Raw genomic sequence first — 20,508 nt, 5'->3', positions numbered from 1 at the left:
GGTGCACAGATCTGATGAGAGTTGGTAGAACCATCGCCAACTTCGGTGACCGACTGTCGATATGTAAAAGCTGAACGTAACGACCCTTAAAGGTGATCATTTCGAGAAGCTTAAGGCCTTACGGCATGTGCAATTATCGTCGCCGACCATTGAGCCGAGCGTTCCCAGGGTTCAGGCTATCCCGATGGAGTGCTCCTTCCTTTTTGATCTAGCAGTAATCGCCGAGAATTACGGACAGATGACCGGCGTTCTGGCCGGTTTCGCCTTCACGGCACTCGTTCTTCTAATGACGCCCACACAGGCTGCCGAACGCGCTGCCCGTAGTAGTGGTGACGGACGTGCGACCCTTGCCCTGTTCAGTTCTTTCATCGCTCTTGTCCTTGCCACACTGATCTATTCGGTGCTTGCCGGTGACACTGACGAGCAGGCTCGTCCACGAGCTGCAACCCTGGAGGTGATCGACGGTCTGGTATTCGGGTTGGCCGTCATCTCACTGCTCCAAGGCCTCTATCTCATCATGCGGAGCGCCAACATTGACGCATCCACGGTGAAGATCGCTCGGTTCATGGCGGTCGTGATCTTCCCCAGCATGGTTATCTACTTCGTCGCACAGGGAGCCTCCGACACCGTGGCGCTGCGGGCAGTTGCGGGGGGAGGTGCCTGCGTACCACACGTGCCGGTGCTGGGCGTATGGCTCACGGCCGCAGCTGCCTCCGTACTTTCAATTTCACTCAGCACTCGCGCCCAGCGTGTGATGGCCGTGCACAGCACCCGCTCCGGCACCGTTGCGCCCATTCTGGTGATGGGAGCATCGGTTGCCGGTGCCATCGCTGCTGGGGAGGTCAGCACCTATTCCCCTGGCTTCCTAATGTCTCCAACCGTCCAAAATCTGTATCTCACGGTAGTCGCTGTACTGGTCACCTTCGTAGGGCTGATGTTCTCTGCGGCTGGAGCGACGAGTGCACGAGAAAGAACCCGCCCGGATGAACTCGCCTCAAAAAGTGATTCGGTGATGAAATAGAATTGCACCTCATCTAATAGGTTTTGTCAGCCTGCGGGTGCAGGATGGCTCCGGTAGCGGCCGACGGGTCAGCACTCCACTCTTCCGACCCTGTTGAGGTCTCGCGGCAGACCGTGCGCCCGTTGGTCGTGAGGAGGCGGGACAGCTGATGAGATGACGTGCCCCGCGTGGTGAGCACTTGACTATTAGATCGCTGGCGTCTCCTCCGGCTGCTACCAGGCAGGTTGTCGGAACGGGGGTGCGAGATGATCTGGATCGGTGACGACTGGGCCGAGGGCCACCATGACGTCGAGTTGGTCGACGAGTGCGGGAGTCGGCTTGCCCGGGCCCGGCTGCCCGAAGGCCTCGATGGCATCACCAGGCTGCACGCGCTGATCGCGGAACACACGCCAGACTGCGGGGCCGAGCTCGATCCGGCGCAGGCGTCCGGGCAGGTGGGGATCGGTATCGAGACCGATCGGGGCATGTGGGTGCAAGCGCTGCTCGCGGCCAGCTACCGGGTATATGCGATCAACCCGATGTCGGTGGCCCGGTATCGGGAACGGCACTCGACCTCGGGCGCGAAGTCCGATCAGGGCGATGCACACGTACTGGCGGAGATGGCCCGTTTGGATCATGCGCATCATCGGCAGGTCGCTGGGGACAGCCCACTGGCGGAGTCGGTGAAACTGCTGGCCCGCGCGCATCAGAGCCTGGTCTGGGACCGCACCCGCCAGGTGCTCCGGTTGCGCAGCACGCTGCGGGAGTTCTTCCCCGCCGCGTTGCAGGCGTTCGACGACCTGGCCGCCAGTGATGCCCTTGAACTCTTGGACCGGGCTCCGGACCCGGATCAGGCTGCCCGGCTGGCCCGGTTGACGATCGTTGCCGTGCTGCGCCGGGCCGGCCGGCGTGACCTCGAAGGTAAAGCCACCCGGATCCAGCAGATCTTGAAGGCGGAACAGCTGCGTCAGCCGCGGCCCGTCCAGGTCGCCTACGCCGCGATCGTGTCCAGCCAGGTCCAGCTGATCAACAGCCTGAACATCGAGATCTCTGAACTCGGGCAGGTGATGGCCGACCATTTTGGCCGACACCGGGACGCTGAGCGCTACCTGAGCCTGCCCGGCCTCGGGCCGGTGCTCGGCGCCCGGATCCTCGGCGAGTTCGGCGACGACCCGCATCGCTACACCGATGCGAAAGCACGCCGCAACTACGCCGGCACCTCACCGATCACCAGGGCCTCCGGCCGTCGCCGGGTCGTACTGGCCCGCTACGCCCGCAACCGACGTCTCGCCGACGCGGTCCACCAATGGGCCTTCTGCGCCATGCGCGGCTCACCCGGCGCCCGCGCCTACTATCAGGCACTCCGCGAACGCGGCGCCGGTCACCAGGCCGCCCTGCGCCAACTCAGCAACCGCCTCGTCGGCATCCTGCATGGCTGCCTCAAAACCAAAACCTTCTACGACGAAGCCACCGCCTGGGCCCATTTACAGCCCACCACTTGACAACAAAAAACATGGGATGTCTGCCGCAAGTCGGTCGTCAGGCGCCATCGATCCCGTCACACGGGGTAACCGGCGCTGGTGCGGCGCCAACAGGCTGACCTGCCGATGAGAGTGTGCGGCGCCCGACGCGGGCGCGACGCTCAGGATTTGCTGCGGCTATTCGCTCGCGCGATGACGACGACGCCGGCGGTCGCACCCAGGGCCGCACCCAGCGCGACACCGAGACCGACGTTGTTGAGCAGGATCCCGGCGACGACGCCGAAGGCAGCGCCAAAGGCGACCCAGACCCCGATATTTGACCAGATCCCGAGCCTTGCGGAGCCCCGAGGCCTGTCGTTGCTCGTCATCGGATCTCTCCCAGGACGTCGAGCGGAAAGGCGGACGATCCGGCGGCCCACCGTGGCGAATGCGCCACCGTCACCCTCCACAAATTATCACCCGGTATCAATCGGCAAATCCTCGTCGAGGAGCCGGCCTCCGCCCTGATCTGCCGCGATCCGATCGCGACGCAGCGTTGCGTCTGTTCGGCCCGTCAGCAGGCGGATTTAGCCGATGAGCGGATGCGTTGGAAGCTCGACAGGCGTGCGATGATCGGCCGCGATAGCCGGATGGCGGAGAGGCACGCGGGGTACGAGCATGGATCGGCCATGGCGTTTGCAAGGGATCGTCCTGCAGGATGCCTACGCTGCTGCCCAGGAACTGCTGGATCGTGTCGTGCGTCCGGACGCTATGGACGTCGTCATCTGCTCCTGCCAGGAGTTTTCGACCGCTTGGGTGTGTTCGGCTACAACACGCGGCGCTTCTTACAGGACGGGGACTTCCTGGCGTCGCTCGTCGGTAACGGCCCGGTTGTCGTGCCAAAATCGGGCGATTAACCATATCTCGGCGGCTCGGGTACCCCCATCGAGGACCAGATTCAGCCCTGACCCGGGGGACGACTGTCCTGGGCCCGGCCGTGCCGGTACGACGTCTTGCCGTTCCTGATCGAGCACACGGATCTGCCGCATCCGACCGAACGGCCGCGCCCTCACCTGCCGCGGATAGGGCGTGCCTCCGCTCACGGAGCGGACTCCATGGTGCCGGACGGCGGCATCGCTTGGGGAGAACCTCACGAATTTAGACCACCGTCCGACGGTTTCACAGGGTAGGCGCTTCGTGCTCCAGCGTGCCAACCGGAGGCGACGTGCCCGGCCTCGCCTACTGATCCGCCGCCTACGGAATGCATGCCAAGCATGCGGTCAGATGGCTACCAGGTCGACGGGACGGGATCAGGGGACGCGTTTCGCGACCGCGATCACATGCGTCGCTGCTGGCGGATCAGGCGACGACGCAGCCTCGCCACCAATTGACGCCATAGGCTTCCCGAGCGGCGAGCCTTGTCGAGGTCGCGATTCGCCGAACGAATTGATCCAAGATCGATCGTCATGAGCGTTTCTTTCAGCGCCATCCACACCTGGGCTGTCCCGAGGCCGCCGAGCGACAACGCCCCGAACCACCCGTTGCTCCACCATCCGACCAGCGGGGAGGCGATTACAACGACGAAGCCGACCGCCACGGAGACGGCAGCAAACCGCACTCTCCGAGCCTAGCCAATGGGGCAGATCGGAGTCCTCCGAAACCTTCGAGCCCCCAGCTGACTGACAAGCGATACGAGAAAGCTCGACAGCGCCGTTGTCGGGCGCGCTCGTCTGTCGCCGACCGGGGAATGAAGATCGAGCGGCGACAGGCAGGTGCCGCACAGACCAACGTCGGCGCTGTGCCGGCATCTGCGCCCGCTCCGCCGACAGCCGGTGACGACTTCCTGGAAAAGATCAGCCGTCTTGCCGCACTTCGCCAGTCCGGTGCGCTGTCGGCCGAGGAGTTCGCAGCCGCGAAGGCCAGCTCTTGGCCTAGGGTCACGAGATCTACAGCTGCGCCAGGCAGTGCAGCTCGGTCAGTGCGTCGGCCCGCAGGATCGTCGACCAAGCGGCGCGGTCAGCCGTCGATGTCCGAGGAAGGGCGAGGAATCGGCGGTAGGCGCCAGGTTCGCGGATCACAAAAAATGATCTTGCACTCCCAAACACCTCCCGCCGTAAGCAGCAAAACAGCAACGGCCCGTTGCCAATAAATCGGTTGTGGGCCGTTGAACTGCACAAACTCTAGGTGGGCGATCCTGGGATCGAACCAGTGGCCTCTCCCGTGTCGTGGAGGTATTTGGCTGCTCGCAAGTCCGCCCGCCCCCGCAGTTCGCCTACCACCTGGGGTCCCGGAAGCGGCAGTCGCGGAATATTGCTGGCTATTCAACCGCTTGCTGACCTTCTTCTTGGTCAACTTTCTGCCCGGAAGGGCTGATGAGGAGGAAATAATGTGCATCGAATTGCGAGAATTCAGGATTTTGACGAGGCTTGCGTTTGGCCAAGTCCCCGTCGACCGTGGTCGAGATTCGTCCCCCATATCTCATCGGCGAGTTTTATATGGCTGAAGGTGAAATGGAGCCTCGGCTCGACACTGAGATTAATCCGGGCAGGCTTGACGCGAATGATAAAAAAGAACTGGGGCATGGTGAAATCAATGGAATGAATCCTGACTGCTATGTGCGTGTACTGATGCCGGATGCCCGACCGGAAATAGCAGGCAGTGCGGCGCGTGCCCTACTGGCACTGCTACTCAAATTGCGTCAATCAGAAATATCGGATGAAACGGCCGAGAGCTGAGGTTCGTATGAAAGAAGTCAATGCCGGTACCACCTTCGCCTTCTACGGGCGAGTCTCCACGGAGGACAACCAAGACCCAACCTCGTCGCGAGGCTGGCAACTGACTCGTGCTGAAGCACTTATCCAACCTCGCGGCGGTCGCATCGTGCGGGAGTTCTTCGACATCGGGCAGAGCCGATCGCTGCCATGGCAGCGCCGCGATCAGGGACAACTGCTTCTGGCCGAGCTACGCAATCCGCACCGGGGCTTCGACGCCGTGGTGGTCGGAGAGCCACACCGTGCCTTCTACGGCAACCAGTTCGGTCTGATCATGCCGATCTTCGCGCACTTCGGTGTCCGGCTCTGGGTGCCGGAGGTCGGCGGGCCCATCGACCCGGACAACGAGGCTCACGAACTGGTGATGTCGGTCTACGGCGGCATGAGCAAGGGCGAACGCAACCGCATCAAGCTGCGGGTACGAACCGCGATGGCGGCTCAGACCGAGCTCGAGGGTCGCTACCTCGGCGGCCGGCCACCCTACGGCTATCGCATCGCAGACCTCGGCGCACATCCAAACCCGAGGAAGGCGGCCGTGGGAGGCAGGCTGCACGGCCTTTCCCGGGATCCGATCACCGCGCCCGTCGTCGAACGCATCTTCACCGACTTCCTCGACGGCTACGGCATCTTCGCCATAGCGGAGGCGCTCACGGCCACGGACATCCCATGTCCTTCGGCGTACGACCGGGAACGCAACCGGCATCGCAACGGACTCGCCTGGTCGAAGGGCGCGGTCCGAACGATCCTGAAGAACCCCCGCTACACCGGGCACCAGGTTTGGAATAAACAGCGCAAGGACGAGGTACTGCTCGACGTGGATGACGTGGCACTCGGCCACACCAGCATCATGCGCTGGAACCAGAACGAGAATTGGGTCCTTTCACAGGCTCCCAGCCACGAAGCGATCATCTCCCGGCGAACCTTCGAGCAGGCACAAGAGCTCTTCACCTCCCGAGCTCGTCACGGTGCGCCCCACCGCGTGCACCGCACCCGACACTCGTACGTGTTCCGCGGAGCCGTCTACTGCGGCGTCTGCGAGCGTCGCATGCAAGCCCAGTACAGCAACAAGATGGCCTACTACCGCTGCCGTTTCCCCAGGGAATACGCGCTCGCCAACCGCGTCGAGCACCCAGCCAACGTCTACCTGCGCGAGGGCATCCTGACCGAGCCGATCGACGCCTGGCTCGCATCAGCGTTCTCCCCAACCAACCTCCCACACACCATTGCCGCGCTCGTGGACGCCCAGCCGACGGACATCACTGCAGTACGCGGCGACCAGGTGCAGAAGGCGATCGCCGCGTGTGACGGCAAGCTTCGGCAGCACCGGGCGGCGCTCGAGGCCGGCGCCGACCCCGTGGTGGTCACCGCCTGGATCGCCGAGACGCAGGCCGAACGTGCCCGCCTCGAACGGCAGGTGGCCGACACGCCCGAGCCAACGCGCCGGATGAGTCATGCCGAAGTCGGTGCGCTCGTTGACTCGTTGGGGGACATCGTGACCGTTCTGCGACGTGCCCATCCCGAGGACAAAGCCGAGGTGTACCGACGGCTGAACCTTCGGCTGACCTACCATCCCGAAACGGAAACGGTGCGTGCTGATGTCGATCTCAGCACGCACCGTGGGGATTTAGTTTGTGTCCGGAGGGGGACTTGAACCCCCATGCCCTTGCGGGCACTAGCACCTCAAGCTAGCGCGTCTGCCATTCCGCCACCCGGACTTGCTCATACAGCCTAGCGGCATCCTCACCCGGGCTTCCACCTGGGTTTTGGCTGCCTTGTCAGCCGCACAGGAGGAAACAGTACACGGTCCCCAGCACCGGTCGCGGAGGGGGTGGGGTGGCGGACATTAAGGGGCATATTGGTGCCGGAGGGGAGATGGTCTGGTTTTGCGGGGGAGTAGGGGGCAGCATGGCCTGGTGTCCCACCCCTCCCCGTTGACCCCGGCCCTGGAACGGGCGCACTCGCTGGTCGCCGCTGGTGATCTGGCGGGGGCGGCCGAGCTGTTGGAACGAGCGATCGAGATCGGCCGGGCGACCCTCAGTCACGATGATCCGGACGTGCTTGCCACGCAGCGGGAGCTGGCGTCGTTGCGGCATCAGGCGGGGGATCCGGCTGCGGCGCGGAGGGCGCTGGAGACGGCGTACGAGGCGGGGCGGTTCAGCCTCGGGGACGATGACCCGTTGATGCTCCAGATCTCCTACGACCTCGGGGTGGTGGCCGAGGAGCTGGGAAACCGGCAGGAGGCGCGGCAGGCGTTCAGCCGGGTCGCCGACTTCGGGCCGATGATGCTCGGGCCGGGGCACTGGGCGGTCACCCGGGCGCAGGCCTATCTCGGACAGGATTCGACGGCGCCGGCACGGGTCGAGGCTGCGCAGGAGTGGCCGGCCGACAATCATCCGACGGTTCTGTGGCCGGTGCTGCCGCAGCAGGGTGATCAGCCGGGCCCGGTTCCGCGGCAGGGCGGCGCGCAGCAGCCGGACCAACTGCCACAACGGGACGTCGAGCCGGCTCCGAGTCGGCCGGCGGAACGGGACGTCGGGCTGGCTCCGAGCCGGATGGCGGAACGGGACGTCGAGCCGACGGCTCCGATCCAGCCGCGCACACAGCAGGCGATCCCGGAGCAGCGACAGCCGGAAGAACAGAGTCAACCGCCGGCCGCGCCGCCCAGCCCGTTCGGACTGCTCCCACCGCCGAACGCGTCGATCCTCCCGCCCACTTCCCGGGAGACCGTCGTAGACGCGTTGACGTTCCCGCATGTGCCTCGGGAGACCGTCGCAGACGCGTCGACCTTCGCGCGTACTCCATGGGAGACCGTCGGAGACGTGTCGACCTCCCCGCCTACGCCACGCGACATCGTCACAGATGCGTCGACCTCCCCGCCTACTGCACGGGAGACCGCCACAGATCCGTTGACCTTCACGCCTACGCCATGGAAGACCGCCACCGATCTGCCGCCCCCGCCTCCTGGTCCGTACAGACCGCCCGCATCCCCGGGCACGGAACCGGCGCAGCGCGGGCCGGAGACGAGCCCGGCAAAGGAGGACCCGCCGGGGACCGGGAAACAGGCGGCGTTCCGGCCGGAGTCGCCCTGGGGGCCGGCCCCCAGAACCACGAAGGAGCCCGCGGAGGCCCCGTTCCAGGAGGTCAAGCCGGGCGTCTTCGGCACTCCGGGCACCGAGGCGGCTCCCGCGCTCTTCCACCGCGGCTCGAACGATGCGGTGGTCGTCCAACGACCCGACCCGGTGATCATGCCGTTGCGCGACGAGCCGTCGACGACGGTCTTCCCGGCGGCCGAGCAAGACCCTCCAAGACCGGAATCGATCACCGCAGGCGAGCAAGCTCCGGCTCAAACCATTTTTCCGGTACGACCGGATCCCGCGCCCGTCACACGATCAGAATCGGTCGCCCCGGGCGTGTCGACCCCGGTGCAACCCAGTCGAGTGGCGAAGGGCTCCCCGTGGTCGCAGGACCAGATCCCCGGCGGGTTCACCACGGCACCGGCCACCCCCACCCGAGACGCCGTCAACGAAGCCACCACCGCGTTCCCGCCGGTAAAGGCGAGTCCCGCGTTCCTGCAGGTGGAAAGCACCGCGTTTTCGCAGGTGGAAACCGCCGCGCTCCCGCAGGTGGAAAGTGTGGAACCCACCGTGTTCCCGCCGCTGGAAGCGAGTCCCGCGTTCCCCCACGTGGAAAGTGCGTTCCCGCAGGTGGAAAGTGCATTCCCGCAGGTGGAAACCACCGTGTTCCCGCAGGTGGAAAGTGTGGAAACCACCGTGTTCCCGCCGCTGAAAGCGGGTCCCGCGTTCCCGCAGGTGGAAAGTGCGTTCCCGCAGACAGAGGCCACCCCACTGTTCCCACCGGTGCAGAGCGGCCCCGTCCCCGCCCCGAAGACAGCCACGACCCCGCCGACCACGGAACCCGACCTGGGCACCTGGCCCGAGCCCGCACCGAAGCACCCCGACCCCCCGTTCCACCATCCACCGACCTCACCAGCCCCGCCATACCACCAGCCCATCGACCAACCGGGCGTCTACCAACGAGGCCCCGTCCCCGAACAGGGCGGATACCAGCAGGCCGGCCACGCAGGCGTCTACCACCAGGATGGGTCCACCCACCACACGGGCGTCTACCGCCAGGCCGAGAGCGGCGTCTGGCAGAGCGGCTCCGACACCCCCCACGCCACCCCACCCACGTACGAGAAAGGAAGCAACCGTAAGCGGGGAATGGCCCTGTTCGCGGTGATCGCAGCCACCCTGGCCGCGGTCGTCGCGGTCGCCGCGATGGTTTTCACCCTGGCACAGGGAACCCGGAAGGGTGACAAGGACAACAACCCGCCCGGTTCTCCCACCCTCGCGGGCTCCCCGCCCGGCGCCGTGAAGCTGGCCGACCTGGGCACCAAGATCGACGTCACCTGGACGGACCCGTCGGACTCCACGGTGAGTTTCATGGTCACCATGGCGCACCCGGGTGAGCAGTTGAAACCGGTCAGCGCGGTGGGTCCGGGGCAGACCTCCCGGCGGATCGAGGGGCTCAGTTCCACACTCGACTACTGCTTCGCCGTCGTCGCCGTTTATGGGACCAACAAGTTCGCCACTTCGGCGCAGGTCTGCACCGATCGCGGCAAGAATTGATCTTGCTCGTTGTCCACAGGCGAGCGCAGCGGGTATCGACGCTCGCCGCAATCCCCCTATGATGGCCTGCGTCCTTGACACGCCAAGCTTCTGCCAACGGGGGGACAGCCGTAGTGAGCAGCACGGACGCCGCGCCGGAAGGCCTTCGCAAGCGTCGTTTACCGAGTCGTGGCTATCTCGTCACGATGGGGACGGTGCTGGCGCTCACCGCCGGTCTCGGCCTGACCGTGCTCGGTCTCGGCAAGGCCGATGAGGCGGTGGCGAGCTTCGACGCGGCCTCCTGGGTGTGGAGCCGGGTCAAGGGCGAGGTGTCCCGGGTCAACGGCGTCACCGCGAAGATCGACACCCGGGTCGACGTGGGTCAGGCCCGCGGTCACGGGCTGGACGTCAGCCAGAGCGACCGGTTCGTCATCCTGCGCGACGTCAACACCGGCGCGATCGGTTCGATGGATCTCACCGACTTGCAGACGTTCTGGAACCAGCAGTCGTCGCCCGGCATCGGCGTGAGCGTCGCGCTGCACGACGAGTCCGCGTTCATCGTCGACTCGGTGCAGGGCAAGGTGCAGCAGGTCGATCCCGCCGGTCTGCGGGCGATCGGCCAGCCGGTCAGCTTCCCGCCGGGCATCACCGGTGGTGACTTCGACGGCAAGGGACGGCTCTGGATCGTCGTGCCCAGCGAGGGCACCGTGACGGCGATCAACCCCGCGCCGAAGGCGGCGGAGGGGGCCGGTGGACAGGGCGGCGAGCCGCAGCGGGTGCGCACCGAGTCGGTCGGCGGCGCCAGCCACGACTACCAGCTGACCACTCTGGACAGCGGCGTCGCGGTCCTCGACCGCACCACCAACGAGCTGGTCCGGGTCGGTGACAGCCCGACCTCGCGGGTCACCCTGCCGCTGACCGGGCCGGGCACCCTGCCGGCGCACACCGACGGCAGCACCGTCGCGGTCACCGTGCCGGAGACGCGCCAGGTCGTCGGCGTCGACCCGCAGGGCAACATCAAGGCCAAGTTCACCGTGCCGGGCAACCAGTCGCAGCTCCAGCCCGCGGTGGCCTGGGAGGGCTACTTCTACGCCGCCGACACCGACGGCGGCACGGTGCACGTCTTCGACCAGTCCGGGCAGCAGCAGAAGCCGATCACCTTCGACCGTCCCGGCGGTGCGCTCGAGCTCGACGTCCGGGAGAACTACCTGTTCGTCAACGCGCCCGGCTCGCCGCTCGCCCAGGTGGTCGACAACCAGCACGGCGTCCGCCCGGTCGACAAGTACGCGGACGATGTGCTCGGCGGTGACCCGCCGCCGGTGAAGACGCCGCCGGTCCCGCCGAGGGAGAAGAAGAAGCCGAACAAGCCGGTGGTCAGCAAGCCGGGGGCGCCGCGCAACGTGCGGGCCGCGGCCGGTAACGCCGAGGCCCGGGTCAGCTGGCAGGCCGCGCCCGACAACGGCGCCGAGATCACGAAGTACGTGGTGACCGGCGACAACCGGACCTTCGACGTCGGTGCCGACCAGCGGTCGCTGGCGGTGACCGGGCTGACCAACGGCGAGACCTACACGTTCGAGGTGCACGCCGTGAACGCCAAGGGCAGCGGCCCCGACCGGGAGAGCAACCCGGTCAAGCCGACCGCCGAGGTGCCCGACCCGCCGGGCACGCCGTCCGCCGAGGCGAAGCCGGACGGGTCGGTGGCGGTGACCTGGCCGGCGGCGAACGGGCAGGGGGCGGAGATCGAGCGGTACACGGTGACCGCGGTCTCCGAGGGCGGCAGCGCTCCGGTCGGCGACGCCAAGGAGACCTCGCTGACCATCGGGGCCGGTCAGCTGGACTACGGCAAGCAGTACGCGTTCACCGTGGTCGCGGTGAACGATCGCGGCGCCGGCTCGAAGGCGTCCGAGATCAGCAACAGCGTGGTGCCGTTCGCCAAGCCCGGCAAGCCGGAGGGCCTGGAGGCGACCACGGTCTCCGACAAGGCCGGCACGATCAGGGTCACCTGGGCGGCGCCGGCCGACAACGGCCGCGCCATCAGCAAGTACGTGGTGAAGGCCGACGGCCGCAACGTCGATGTCGACGGGACCACGGCGACGCTGGACGGCTTCGGCGCGGGGGAGAGCGTGCCGGTGCAGGTGGTCGCGGTGAACGAGGCCGGCGAGAGCGACCCGGCGACGGCGACCGCGCGCACCGTGGCCAAGCCGACGGTCACCATCACCGGGGTGAGCCCCACGTTCAACAGCGCGACCGTGGGGCTGAGCGTGGACGCGGGCGGCGGCTCGGCGTCCTGCGAGCTGACCGTCTCCGACGGCGGCACCGGGTCGGAGGGCAGCTGCAGCAGTCTGAAGGCGACCAAGCTGAAGCCGAGCACCGGCTACACGTTCACGATCACCGCGAAGAACGCGGCCGGCGCGGTCACCGGGCGGAGCACCGCGACCACCGACGACCTGTACGGGACGGCGACCTGCGTCAACGGTCCCAGCGGCGACCAGAAGACGTACTGCGACAACAACGTCAGCGGCCGGAACGGCAACGAGATCTTCGAGGTCACCCAGCAGGACGACGACCGGCAGGCCGGTTGGGTGGAGAACGGGACGCGGCTCAAGGCGTACTGCAAGAAGCCCGGCGACAAGGTCGACGCGTGGATCTACAACGACAACAAGGTGAGTACCTGGTGGATCCGGGTGGCGTACAAGGGGGAGAACTACATCCCCTGGGCGTGGCTGAACCTGGACGGCGGCGACGACCTGGACTCCCTGCCGACGTGCTGACGCTGATGAGGAACGCGCTGTGACCCCGGAACCCCTGCCCTCGTCGTACGTCTCCGGGTTCGCCCAGGTCGCCGGGCAACTCGCCGACCGGATCGGCTCGGTCGTGCTGGGCAAGCCGGAGGTCGTCCGGCTCGCCCTGACCGCGCTCTTCGCCCAGGGGCATGTGCTGCTCGAGGACGTGCCCGGGGTCGGCAAGACCACCCTGGCCCGGGCCCTGGCCGCGTCGATCCGCGGGCAGTGGCGGCGCATCCAGTTCACCCCGGACCTGCTGCCCTCGGACGTCTCCGGCGTCACGATCTTCAACCAGGCGAGCAGGGCCTTCGAGTTCCACCCCGGCCCGGTGTTCGCCAACATCGTGATCGCCGACGAGATCAACCGGGCGTCGCCGAAGACCCAGTCGGCGCTGCTCGAGGTGATGGAGGAGCGCCGGGTCACCGTCGACGGTGTGCCGCACCCGGTGCCGCAGCCGTTCCTGGTCGTCGCGACGCAGAACCCGGTCGAGATGGACGGCACGTACCGCCTGCCGGAGGCCCAGCTGGACCGCTTCCTGGTGAAGCTCTCGGTCGGCTACCCCGACGAGGCGGTCGAGATCGAGGTGCTGCGCGGCGCCGCGGGACGCTCGCCGGACAACCTCGAACCGGTCACCGACACCAACACCATCGGCGAGATGGTGAAGATGGCGCTTCAGGTCCATGTCGCCGACCCGCTCTACGCGTACGCGGTACGCCTGGCCGCCGCCACTCGCAACCACCCGCAGGTCCGGGTCGGTGTCAGTCCCCGTGGCGTGATCGCGCTGACCCGGGCGGCCTGCGCGTACGCCCTGATCAACGGCCGCGGCTACGTCCTGCCCGAGGATCTGAAGACCCTGGTCGAGCCGGTCTTCGCGCACCGTGTGCTGCTCTCCGCCGACGCCCAGCTACGTGGTGTGACCGCCGCCGAGGTGCTCGCCGACGCCATCGACTCGGTGGCGGTGCCGCTGCCGGCCAGCGCGTGACCGCTCGCGGCATCGCCCTGCTGGTCGCGGCGGCGGCCCTGCTCGTCGCCGGCTTCACCTTCGGCTATCCGGATCTCGCGCTGCTCGGCGTGGTCGCCGTGATGGCGACCGGCTGCGCGTTGGTCTTCGCGTTCTGGCGGCCGCGCCTCGGCGTCCGCCGGGTCGCCGAACCCGACCGGGTGGCCCGCGGCGAATCGGCGCGGATGCGGCTCACCGTCAGCAACACCAGCCGGCTGCGCGCGGCCAGCCTGATCGCCACCGACCGCTGCGGCGGTGCCGGCGTGCCCGTCCCGCTGCTGCGCCTGCGGCCCGGCATGGACACCACAGTGGAGTACCCGGTGCCGACCACCCGCCGGGGCATCGTGCCGATCGGGCCGCTGCGGGTCACCCGGGGCGACCCGCTCGGCCTGGTCACCCTGGACCGGACGTACGGCGACGTGGTGAACGTCTGGGTGCATCCGCGGATCCACCTGCTCCGGGCCACCCCGGCCGGGATGGCGCGCAGCCTCGACGGGCGGATCGACAAGGTGCCGCACGGCACGATCACCTTCGACGCGCTGCGGGAGTACGTGATCGGCGATGAGCTGCGGCGGGTGCACTGGCGCAGCTCGGCCAAGGTGGGCGAACTGATGGTCCGGGAGCAGCTGGACACGTCGGAGCCGACGATCGTGGTGCTGCTCGACGACCGGGCGCGCTCCTACCCGGATCCGGAGGCGTTCGAGTCGGCGTGCGAGGCGGCCGCGTCGATCGTCGCCGCGGCGGTCCGGGAGGACCTGCCGGTCGGGTTGCACCTGGTCACGTCGGTGGCGGCGGGACCGTTCCTGGACGTACTGACCGAGGCCGCGCTGACCGCCGGAGACCTGGACGCGACGTTGCGGCGGCTGCGCGCCCAGCGGCTCGGCGACACCCTGGTCTTCCTGACCGGACCGGGCGGGCGCGGGGACCTGGGCACGGTCAGCTCGCTGCGGGGGACGTATCCGGTGGTGCTGGCCGCCCTTTTCGGTGACCGGGACGCCGCGCCGGTCGCGGCCGGCGACCGGCTGATCGTCATCGAGGCCGCGGACGGCGCGGAGTTCGCCGCCGCCTGGGACGGGGTGCGTGGGTGGTGAAGCGGCCGCTGCCGGCGAGGATTCCGTGGACGGCGTTCTGGGACGGGGTGCGTGGGTGGTGAAGTGGCCGTTGCCGGCGAGGATCCCGCGGACCGTGGTCGTCCCGGTCGCGCTGATCGGCACGCTGGCCCTGGCCGGGCTGGTGCTCGGCCGGATCTACGCCGACGACCTGCTGTTCCGGCTGGTCGCCGGCGCCGCGATCGGTTCGGTCGGGGCGGGGCTGGCGACCAGGCGGCTGCCGTCCTGGAGCGCCGCGCCGGTGTCGGTCGTGCTGCTCGCCCTGTACACCGCGGTGTCGCTGAAGGTTGCCGCCGGGCACGCCGGATCGGCCACGCCGTTCCCGAGCATGGTCCGGGACGCCCTGGTCAACGGCATCCCGCGGCTGCTCACCGCGATGATCCCGGTGGAGTCCACACCGGACACCGTGATCGTGCCGGTGATCGCCACCTGGCTGGCCGGGCTGGCCGCGGCCGAGGTCGGGGTGCGTGCCCGGCGGGTGCTGCTCGGGATGGTCACGCCGGTGCTGCTCTACGCGGGGGCGCTCTACGTGGTCGGGCCGAACGAGGGCGCGGCCGTGGGACCCACCCTCGGGTTCGCGGCGCTGGTCGTGGCGGCCCTGGCGGTCTCCGCCGGGAGCCCGGTGCCGGAGGGCACCGACGGGGTGGTGCGGGCCCGGGCGCTGGGCGGCGCGGCCGCGGGCCTGGTCGCGGTGCTCGGCCTGGCGGTGGTGGTCGGTCCGTGGATCAGCGGCCAGGTCGCCTCGACCCCGGTCGACCCCCGCCGCTACGTCGAACCGCCGCGGGTCGACAACCTGGACGAGAGCCCGCTCAACAGGATCTCCGGCTGGATGCTGGCGCCGAAGCAGCGGCTTTTCGGCTACCAGCCCGAGACGGCTCCGGCCGGTAAGAGCAAGACGGTCAAGGTGCGGCTCGCGGTCCTCTCCGACTACGACGGGGTGACCTGGAAGGTCGGCGGGGTGTACCGCAACGCCGGCCGGGTCCTGCCGGAGCAGCCGGCACTGCCGGGGGCGGAGAGCTCCGAGGTACGGGCGCGGATCACCATCGACGGGCTGGCCGGGCGGCTGCTGCCCGCCGTGGCGACGCCGACCGCGCTGTCCGGAGCGCGGGTGGCGTACGACGCGGGCACCGGTACGTTGATCCGGCCGGAGGGGGCGGCCGGCGGGCTGACCTACACGGTCACCTCGCGGGTGCGGACCCCGGACCTGAACATGCTGCCGACCGCTCAGTCCCCGTCCGGGGAGGCGGTGAAGCGCTACCTGACGGTGGGCCCGGGCGTCCCCGAAACCGTCGAGCGGCTCGCCGCGCATCTCGCGGACGGCAACGGCGGAGCGTACGACCGGGCGCTGGCGATCCAGGACTTCCTCGCCGAGCACTACCGGGAGACCGCGGACGCGCCCAGCGGGCACGCGTACCCGAACCTCGGGTATTTCCTCTTCGGGCCGCGCGGGCAGGGCGGCCAGGAGGGCACGTCGGAGCAGTTCGCGGCGTCGTTCGCGCTGCTCGCCCGGCTGACCGGGCTGCCCAGCCGGGTGGTCGTCGGATTCGACGCACCGGCCGCCGGCGGCGAGGTCACCGGCGGGAACGCGATCGCGTGGCCGGAGGTCCTCTTCGACGACCTGGGCTGGGTGGCGTTCGATCCGATGCCGACCACGGACGACCCGACGCCGGTCGAGCAGGACTTCACGCCGCGACCGACGACTCCGCCGACCACCCCGCCGCGACAGGAGGCGTCCTCGGACACGCCGGCGCCGTCGGTGTCGGCGGTGGCCGCGCCGGCCGGAACCGCGGGCGGTGTTCCGGCGGGCGTGGTGGCCGGCGGGACGTCCGGGTCGCTGCTGGTACTGCTGGTGATCACGGCGCTGGTGGTGGTGCGGTTGCGGCGCGGCCAGCGGTCCCGGCGGCTGTACGACGGCAGCCCGGACCAGCGGATCACCGGTGCCTGGCTGGAGTTCACCGACGCGTTGCGGCTGGCCGGGCAGCCGGTGCCGGACCACCTGTCGGCGACGGAGCTGGCCGAGTACGCGGCGCGGCCACCCGCGCCACGTCCCGGCGGCCTGTTGCGACGGGCGGCGCCGAGACCGGTGGCGGCGGAACCGGCCGGACCGGTCGGGGTGCTGGAGCGGCCCGCTGATCCGCTGCCCGCGCTCGACGAGCTGGTGGGCGCGCTGAACACGGTCGGGTTCGCACCCGGCGCCGCGGACGCCGGGCAGGCGGACCGGGCCGGGGCGCAGGCGCTGGCGTACGCGGCTGCGTTGCGGGAACGACGCTCGTGGTGGCGGAAACTGTGGTGGACCGTCCACCCCGGGCCGCTGCGGTGGCACCGGTGACCGCCGGTTAACGACTCGGGGTACGCGTCATTTCGGCTGGTCACCCACGGGGTGGGAAGGATTGCCCGGGCGGGTGGGTTGAAGATCGAATGCCTGAACCGTCGGGGCTGGACGGTGAATAGTGAACCCGCCCGGATGCTGATCATGGCGTCCTCGGAGGGGAAGTGGCCCACGTATGCAGAGCACCGAAATCAGTCCGCGCCGGATCGGGGCCACGTTGGGGGCGGCACTGTTGATAACCGTCGCCGCGTGCAGCGGAGACGACGAGAAGCCGTTCGCGGGGGACCTGCCGGGGCTCGGCGCGACGTGGGCGCCCCTGGGACCGGAGCAGCCCGACATGGCCGACGACGGTGCCCCCGCGGAGCAGGGTCTGGCCGGGATCGACGGCTTGGACGGGGCGGGCGGGATCGGCACGGCGGCCGGTACGCCGCCGATGGCGTCGTCCGGCATCGGCCACGGCGCGCACGGCGGCGGCACCACGGGCGCCGCGGGTAACACGGGAACCCCGGCCACCGGTGGCATCGGAGCCCTGGGGCCCGGCGGTAACGTCATCGCCGCCCCGGGCGGCGCACTCGCTCACGGCGGCGGCCTCGGTACCGGCGGCGCCGGCCTCGGCGGGGCAGGGCTCGGCGGCTCGCCGCTGGGGCTTGCGAACAGCCCGGCGGTGGGCGTGGCCGATCCGGCCGGCCTGAACCCGGGCCTGAACCCGAGTCAGAACTCGGTGCGGGAGCCCGGACTCGACCTGGCTCAGCCCGCGGGCGGCCCGAACCTCGGCGGCCCGGCGACGATCGCGCAGGGCACCGGCCCCGCCTCTCCGGTCCCGGCCGTACCCGGCGCCGACCCGCTGCCCTTGCTGGCCCAGCCCGTATTGCCGCCGCCGGCGCTGCAGCGGCCGTTCGTGGCGCAGCCTGTGACCGCGCACGCCGCGGCCGTTGTCCGGCCGCCGCGTGCCGTCGTCCACCCGGCCATCGGCGACCGTCCGGCGAACCAGCAGCGCCCGGTCAGCGTTCCGGCGGTTCGTCCGGCTTTCCACAACTGGCCGGTGACCAGTCTGGGGCCGGTGAATGTCCAGGTGATTCGTCCGGCGGTGCACAGCTGGCCGGCGAAGGACGAGCGTCCGGCGGTGTTCGCCCGCCCGGCGGACCAGCAGCGTCCGGCGGTGTTCACCCGGCCGGCGATCCTCGCCCGGCCGGCGGACCAGCAGGGCCCGGTCAGTGTTCAGCTGGTCCGCCCGGCTGTCCACGATCGGCCGGTGAACAACGCGCGGCCGGTGGTCATCCAGCCCGCCCGGCAACGCCCGGCCTGGGTCCGCGACCTGGACTTCCCGGTCTCGGCCAACCGCTACTGCAGTAATCTCCGCGGCGTCACCGACCTGAGCTTCACCAGGAACTGGCTCGGCGGCTCGGCGCTCTGTTACGACACCGCCATCGGCAACCAGGCCTCGCAGATCTACCGCTTCACCCGCGCCGGTAGTGGCTTCGCCGACTGGGGGTCGCGCGCCGATCTGGCCCCCGCGATCAACACCGACAGCTTCCCCCTCAACGCGGGCGGCGTCTGGGACGGCGCCCTGAGCACCGGCTACGACTTCGGTCGTGCCGCCGATGCTTACGGGGTGGCCGTCGGCGACTTCGGGATGGCCGTCGGCGACTACGGCCGCGCGGCCGACGTCGCCGACTGTTCCACGACCTACCGCCTCGAGCACGACCGGCACGGTGCGAAATCGGCCGCCGAGCAGGAGCGGCACGGTGCGAAAGCGATCGCCGAACACGACCGGCACGGTGCGAAAGTGGCCGCCGAGCAGGGGCGGCACGGCGTGAAGGCGGCTGCCGAGCAGGAGCGGCACCGCGTGAAGGCGGCCGCTGACCAGGACCGGGGCGACCGGCAAGAGCTCCCCGAGCAGGACGAACAGGCGGAGCAGGAAGAGGACGCGCAGCTCGAGGGCTGGATGGCGCAGGCCGATCAGGACGGCGTCGAGATCGGCTACGAAACCGCGGAGGGCTGACCCCGTACGAAGGAATCGGTGAGACGGCGCCGGGAAGGCCCGGCGCCGTCGGGAAACCGGCCGGCCCGGGCCCGTGAGCTGCCCCACTTCGCGACGAGCGGTGGGGTTCCCGGGTTCTAGGGTCGCCGCGTGGATCATTTGACGGGACGGCAGCGGTGGGCCGCGCTGGTGGCGCTGGCCTCGGGTGGCATCGCGATCGGCCTGACCGAGTTCGTCGCGATGGGCCTGCTCCCGGACATGGCACAGGACCTGCTGCCGGAGGCGTGGGCGCGTTCGAACGCGGACGCGGTCGCGCAGGCCGGGTGGGTGATCACGATGTACGCGCTGGGTGTGGTCGTCGGCGCGCCGCTGATCGCCGTGCTCTCCGCCCGGATGCCGCGCAAGCGGCTCGTTCTCGCCCTGCTCGCGCTCTTCACCGCGGGCACCGTGGCCTCGGCGATCGCCCCGACCTTCGGCCTGGTGCTGGCCGGCCGGTTCGTGGCGGCGCTGCCGCACGGCGCCTACTTCGGCGCGGCCGGCCTGCTCGCCGCCACCCTGATGGGGCCGGGCAGCGAGGCGCGCGGCTTCGCCGTCGTGCTCGGCGGTCTCACCCTCTCCAACGTCGCCGGCGTCCCGGTGATCACTCTCATCGGTCAGCAGGCCGGCTGGCGGGTGGCGTACCTCGTGATCGCCGCCGTCTTCCTGCTCGCCCTCTTCGCGGTGCTGGCCGTCGTGCCGGAGGTGCCGATGGCGGCCGGGGCCTCGATCGGCGCCGAGTTGCGTGCCCTGCTCCAGCCGCAGGTGTGGCTGGTGGCGCTGACCGCCGCGATCGGTTTCGCCGGTTTCTTCGCGATGGACAGTTACATCGCCCCGGTGACCACCGAGGTGACCGGCCTGTCCGCGGGTGTCGTGCCGTGGGTGCTGGTCGCGGTCGGGCTCGGGATGACCGTGGGCAACGCGCTGGGCGGCTGGCTCGCCGACCGGAACCTGGGCCGGGCCACCCTGTCCGGATTCGCCTGCGTCATCGTCACGCTGGTGATCTTCGCGCTGACCGTGGACTCGGCGGTCGGGCTGTTCCTCTCGGCGTTCCTGGTCGCGGCGGCCAGCCTGTTCCTCGGGCCCGCGCTGCAGGCCCGGTTGATCATGGTGGCGCCGGGCGCCCAGCTGATGGGTGCCGCGGTCAACCAGTCCGCGATGAACCTGGCCAACAGCCTGGGCGCCGCGCTCGGCGGCCTGGTGATCGCCCGAGGCTACGGCTACCTGGCGCCGGCCTGGACCGGAGTCGCCCTGGCGGCCGGCGGTCTGGTGCTGGCCGCCGGGAGCTTCGCCCTCGACCGCCGTCCGGTCGCCGCGGTCCGTTGACCCGATCGTGTCATCGGGCGGGGTGTCGTTTTTCGTTCACCCGATCGACATGGTCCGTTGGTTCGCTGGAGGAATGGTGGGCGGAAGGCTGAACGCAACGGGAACG

13 protein-coding genes and 1 tRNA gene are annotated in these 20,508 nt (G+C 69.3%); 11 read left to right on the top strand and 3 right to left on the bottom strand.

The genetic code is table 11. The features are described 5' to 3' along the window. Nucleotides 1-184: 184 nt before the first annotated feature. Both CHC09_RS45580 and CHC09_RS32530 read left to right on the top strand, forming a co-directional pair. Nucleotides 185-1,021, top strand: coding sequence for a hypothetical protein (locus CHC09_RS45580; protein ID WP_143232718.1), 837 nt, complete (start codon nt 185-187; stop codon nt 1,019-1,021). Between the two features lie 245 nt (nt 1,022-1,266). Beyond that, nucleotides 1,267-2,502, top strand: a complete 1,236-nt coding sequence (locus tag CHC09_RS32530; RefSeq protein WP_089297078.1) for an IS110 family RNA-guided transposase — start codon at nt 1,267-1,269, stop codon at nt 2,500-2,502. Nucleotides 2,503-2,642: 140 nt separating this feature from the next. Here the strand turns inward: CHC09_RS32530 and CHC09_RS45575 are convergent, their stop codons facing one another. Together CHC09_RS45575 and CHC09_RS45570 are read right to left on the bottom strand one after the other, a co-directional pair. Next, nucleotides 2,643-2,849 (bottom strand): hypothetical protein, encoded by a 207-nt coding sequence (locus CHC09_RS45575; RefSeq protein WP_143232717.1) that lies wholly within the window; start codon nt 2,847-2,849, stop codon nt 2,643-2,645. Nucleotides 2,850-3,796: 947 nt separating this feature from the next. Continuing rightward, the gene (locus CHC09_RS45570; protein WP_143232716.1) at nt 3,797-4,078 is read right to left on the bottom strand and encodes a hypothetical protein; all 282 of its coding nucleotides are present in this window, start codon (nt 4,076-4,078) and stop codon (nt 3,797-3,799) included. An 835-nt stretch (nt 4,079-4,913) separates the two neighbouring features. On the opposite strand from CHC09_RS45570, the gene CHC09_RS45565 reads away from it, so the two are divergent. Together CHC09_RS45565 and CHC09_RS32525 are read left to right on the top strand one after the other, a co-directional pair. Next, nucleotides 4,914-5,195: a hypothetical protein gene (locus CHC09_RS45565; protein ID WP_143232715.1), complete on the top strand. Its 282-nt coding sequence runs from the start codon at nt 4,914-4,916 to the stop codon at nt 5,193-5,195. Nucleotides 5,196-5,202: 7 nt separating this feature from the next. Further along, nucleotides 5,203-6,882, top strand: coding sequence for a recombinase family protein (locus CHC09_RS32525; protein ID WP_089297077.1), 1,680 nt, complete (start codon nt 5,203-5,205; stop codon nt 6,880-6,882). Here the strand turns inward: CHC09_RS32525 and CHC09_RS32520 are convergent. Next, nucleotides 6,864-6,946: transfer RNA gene (locus tag CHC09_RS32520), tRNA-Leu, on the bottom strand. The genes CHC09_RS32525 and CHC09_RS32520 overlap by 19 nt on opposite strands. Before the next feature lie 198 nt (nt 6,947-7,144). Between CHC09_RS32520 and CHC09_RS32515 the strand changes: the two genes are divergently transcribed. From CHC09_RS32515 to CHC09_RS32485, 7 genes are all read left to right on the top strand, one after another. Beyond that, nucleotides 7,145-9,859 carry a tetratricopeptide repeat protein gene (locus tag CHC09_RS32515; RefSeq protein WP_143232714.1) on the top strand — a complete coding sequence of 905 codons (2,715 nt, stop codon included), beginning with the start codon at nt 7,145-7,147 and terminating at the stop codon, nt 9,857-9,859. Between the two features lie 185 nt (nt 9,860-10,044). Next, complete coding sequence (locus tag CHC09_RS32510; RefSeq protein WP_089297075.1) at nt 10,045-12,609, top strand: fibronectin type III domain-containing protein; 2,565 nt, start codon at nt 10,045-10,047, stop codon at nt 12,607-12,609. 19 nt (nt 12,610-12,628) lie between these two features. Further along, nucleotides 12,629-13,603, top strand: coding sequence for an AAA family ATPase (locus tag CHC09_RS32505; RefSeq protein ID WP_089297074.1), 975 nt, complete (start codon nt 12,629-12,631; stop codon nt 13,601-13,603). Continuing rightward, a complete protein-coding gene (locus tag CHC09_RS32500) occupies nt 13,600-14,712 on the top strand; it encodes a DUF58 domain-containing protein (protein ID WP_089297073.1) in 1,113 nt (370 codons plus the stop codon). The genes CHC09_RS32505 and CHC09_RS32500 overlap by 4 nt, the downstream gene beginning before the upstream one ends. Beyond that, nucleotides 14,702-17,059, top strand: coding sequence for a transglutaminase TgpA family protein (locus CHC09_RS32495; RefSeq protein WP_373871984.1), 2,358 nt, complete (start codon nt 14,702-14,704; stop codon nt 17,057-17,059). The genes CHC09_RS32500 and CHC09_RS32495 overlap by 11 nt, the downstream gene beginning before the upstream one ends. 175 nt (nt 17,060-17,234) lie before the next feature. Next, nucleotides 17,235-19,061 carry a hypothetical protein gene (locus CHC09_RS32490; protein ID WP_089297071.1) on the top strand — a complete coding sequence of 609 codons (1,827 nt, stop codon included), beginning with the start codon at nt 17,235-17,237 and terminating at the stop codon, nt 19,059-19,061. 129 nt (nt 19,062-19,190) lie between these two features. Next, on the top strand, nt 19,191-20,402 hold the full coding sequence (locus tag CHC09_RS32485) for an MFS transporter (protein WP_089297070.1): 1,212 nt from the start codon (nt 19,191-19,193) through the stop codon (nt 20,400-20,402). The last annotated feature ends 106 nt before the right edge of the window (nt 20,403-20,508 follow it).

Source organism: Actinoplanes regularis (assembly GCF_900188005.1).
Classification (GTDB): domain Bacteria; phylum Actinomycetota; class Actinomycetes; order Mycobacteriales; family Micromonosporaceae; genus Actinoplanes; species Actinoplanes regularis.
The sequence above is the reverse complement of the archived record's forward strand: the minus strand, read 5'-3'. Positions and strand labels throughout refer to the sequence as shown.